This window comes from Aquidulcibacter sp., from assembly GCF_049239865.1.
In the GTDB taxonomy this organism is placed as follows: Bacteria; Pseudomonadota; Alphaproteobacteria; order Caulobacterales; family Aquidulcibacteraceae; genus Aquidulcibacter.
The window spans coordinates 1-3,723 of the sequence record NZ_JBMLTR010000040.1; the positions used below are offsets into that span (position 1 = coordinate 1).

Below are 3,723 nucleotides of genomic sequence, written 5' to 3' on the forward strand. Positions count from 1 at the left end.
GGCGAAATCGACGACATCGACAACCTCGGCAACCGTCGTGTGCGTTCGGTCGGCGAATTGATGGAAAATCAATATCGCGTTGGTCTGTTGCGCATGGAACGTGCGATCAAGGAACGCATGGGGTCGATCGATATCGACACTGTCATGCCGCATGACTTGATCAACGCAAAGCCAGCTGCGGCTGCAGTGCGCGAATTCTTTGGTTCGTCGCAATTGTCGCAATTCATGGACCAGACCAACCCGCTGTCGGAAATCACCCACAAGCGCCGCTTGTCGGCTTTGGGCCCCGGTGGTTTGACCCGCGAGCGTGCAGGCTTCGAAGTCCGCGACGTGCACCCAACCCATTATGGCCGTATCTGCCCAATCGAAACGCCAGAAGGCCCGAATATCGGTCTGATCAACTCGTTGGCGACCTTTGCGCGCGTCAATAAGTACGGCTTTATCGAAAGCCCATATCGGCGTGTCATCGACGGCAAGATGCAAGAAGAGGTGATTTATCTCTCCGCCGTTGAAGAAGCCAAATATGCGATTGCTCAGGCAAACTCGCCTGTAGACGCAACCGGCTACATCACCGAAGAATTGGTCGAAGCCCGTCAAAACGGCGACGCCACCATTCTGCACCGCGATCTGATCGAGTTCATCGACGTGTCGCCAAAGCAGGTGGTTTCGGTTGCTGCGGCTCTGATCCCATTCTTGGAAAACGACGACGCAAACCGCGCTCTGATGGGCTCGAACATGCAACGTCAGGCCGTGCCTTTGGTGAAAGCCGAAGCGCCATTGGTCGGTACCGGCATGGAAGGCGTTGTGGCTCGCGACTCTGGCGCGACCATCGTTGCCCGCCGTCCCGGCATCGTGGAGCAGATCGACGGTACCCGTATCGTTGTGCGCGCAACCGAAGAAACCGATCCAACCAAGCCAGGCGTTGATATCTATCGTCTGATCAAGTTCCAACGCTCGAACCAAAACACCTGTATCAACCAGCGTCCTTTGGTGCGGGTTGGCGATTTGGTCCGTGATGGCGACATCATCGCTGACGGTCCATCGACGGATTTGGGTGAATTGGCTCTGGGCCGCAACGTGCTGGTCGCGTTCATGCCTTGGAACGGTTACAACTTCGAAGACTCCATCCTGATTTCAGAGCGCATCGTGCGCGACGACGTCTTCACCTCGATCCACTTGGAAGAGTTTGAGATTTCGGCACGCGATACCAAGCTCGGCCCCGAAGAAATCACCCGCGACATTCCAAACGTCGGCGAAGAAAGCCTGCGGAACCTGGATGAAGCTGGCATCGTGGCCATTGGTGCTGAAGTAAACCCAGGCGATATTCTGGTCGGCAAGGTAACTCCAAAGGGCGAAACCCCCATGACCCCAGAAGAGAAGCTCTTGCGGGCGATCTTTGGTGAAAAGGCGTCTGACGTTCGCGACACCTCCTTGAAAGTGCCACCAGGCGTTCAAGGTACGGTCGTGGAAGTCCGCGTATTCAACCGCCACGGCGTCGACAAGGACCAGCGCGCGATGCAAATCGAGCGTGAGGAAATTGAGCGTTTGGCTAAGGACCGCGACGACGAATTGGCGATCCTTGAGCGCAACATCTATGGCCGCTTGAAGGAATTGCTGGTCGGCAAAGAAGGCCTGTCAGGTCCTAAGGGCTTCAGCAAGGGCGAAATCACCGAAGAAACCTTGGCGGACTTCTCCAAGGGTCAATGGTGGCAGATCGCGATTGCCGATGAAGCTGCGATGGGTGAAATCGAAGCCATTCAAAAGCTGTTCCAAGATGCAAAGCGCAGCTTGGATGCCCGCTTTGAAGACAAGGTTGAAAAGCTGCGTCGTGGCGACGAATTGCCTCCTGGCGTGATGAAAGTGGTCAAAGTCTTCGTGGCCGTGAAGCGCAAGCTTCAGCCCGGCGATAAGATGGCCGGTCGTCACGGCAACAAGGGGGTTATCTCGCGCATCACCCCGATCGAAGACATGCCATTCCTCGAAGATGGTACCCACGTTGATATCGTGCTGAACCCCTTGGGCGTGCCTTCGCGCATGAACGTGGGTCAGATCCTCGAGACCCACTTGGGTTGGGCCTGTGCTGGCCTTGGCAAGCAAGTCAAGGAAGCATTGGAAGCCTATGAGCGGGCAGGGGACAAGGCACGCTTTGTCGACACCCTGACCAGCATCTATGGCCCTGATGAGGAATTGCCAACGAGCGAAGAAGACCTGAAAATCTTGGGTCGGAACCTGTCGTTCGGCGTTCCCATCGCGACCCCTGTGTTCGACGGTGCACGCGAAAGCGACATCCGGGAATTGTTGCGCCGTACGGGCAATGATGAGACCGGTCAGAGCACGTTGTATGATGGCCGCACCGGTGAAGCGTTCAAGCGCAAGGTCACCGTGGGCTATATCTACATGCTCAAGCTGCACCACTTGGTGGATGATAAGATTCACGCCCGTTCGATCGGTCCATACTCGCTCGTCACCCAGCAGCCGCTGGGCGGTAAGGCGCAGTTCGGCGGTCAGCGCTTTGGGGAAATGGAAGTCTGGGCACTGGAAGCCTATGGCGCCGCTTACACCCTGCAAGAGATGTTGACGGTGAAGTCCGACGACGTCGCTGGCCGGACCAAAGTGTACGAGAGCATCGTGCGCGGTGATGATACGTTCGAAGTCGGTATCCCTGAATCGTTCAACGTTTTGATCAAGGAAATGCGTTCCTTGGGTCTGAACGTCGAGCTGGTTGAAGGGATGGGGGCTGCTGTTGGCGATGGTGCCGGCGGCCAACTCCCACCGAAGAAATAATCCACATTTGATTGAGTTTGCGGGGAGTGGCTTTCACTCTCCGCTTTGTTCTCTTCACGAGAACGGGAGACTGGGTTCTATGAATCAAGACGTGATGAACATCTTTGGCCCTCAAGCCATTGCCCCACAATTCGACAATATCCGCATTGCTTTGGCCAGCCCTGACCAGATCAAAGCGTGGTCCTATGGCGAAGTTAAAAAGCCAGAAACCATCAACTACCGGACCTTTAAGCCAGAGCGCGACGGCCTGTTCTGCGCCCGTATCTTTGGACCGATCAAGGACTATGAGTGCTTGTGCGGCAAGTATAAGCGCATCAAGTACAAGGGCGTCACCTGCGAAAAGTGCGGCGTGGAAGTCACCTTGCAACGTGTGCGCCGCGAGCGCATGGGCCATATCGAATTGGCCGCGCCTGTTGCCCACATCTGGTTCTTGAAGTCCTTGCCTTCGCGCATCGCTTTGATGCTGGATATGGCATTGAAGGACGTTGAAAAAGTTCTGTACTTTGAACGTCACATCGTGATCGAGCCAGGCATTACGCCCTTCACAGAGCGTCAGCTGATCGATGAGAACGAGCTTTATGAAGCCCAAGACACCTATGGCGAAGACAGCTTCACCGTTGGCATTGGTGCTGAAGCCGTTCGCACCATGCTGGAAGCGATCGATCTGGAAGAAACTGCCAAGCAGATCCGCATCGACATCTCTGAATGCACGACCGAGCTGAAGCCAAAGAAGCTCGCTAAGCGTTTGAAGCTGATCGAAGCCTTCATGAATTCTGGCAACCGCCCAGAATGGATGATCATGACGAACATCCCCGTCATCCCACCAGAATTGCGCCCCTTGGTGCCTCTGGATGGTGGCCGGTTTGCGACCTCTGACTTGAACGACCTCTATCGCCGCGTGATCAACCGCAACAACCGTTTGAAGCGTCTGATTGAGCT

1 protein-coding gene and 1 pseudogene are annotated in these 3,723 nt (G+C 55.7%); both read left to right on the plus strand.

Going from position 1 to position 3,723, the window contains the following annotated elements; genetic code table 11:
- On the plus strand, positions 1-2,784 hold a 2,784-nt coding region (gene rpoB, locus ACOVRA_RS03240), incomplete at its 5' end, for a DNA-directed RNA polymerase subunit beta (RefSeq protein ID WP_421719033.1).
- A 79-nt stretch (positions 2,785-2,863) separates the two neighbouring features.
- A pseudogene (locus ACOVRA_RS03245) lies at positions 2,864-3,723 on the plus strand (DNA-directed RNA polymerase subunit beta'); the annotation flags it as partial.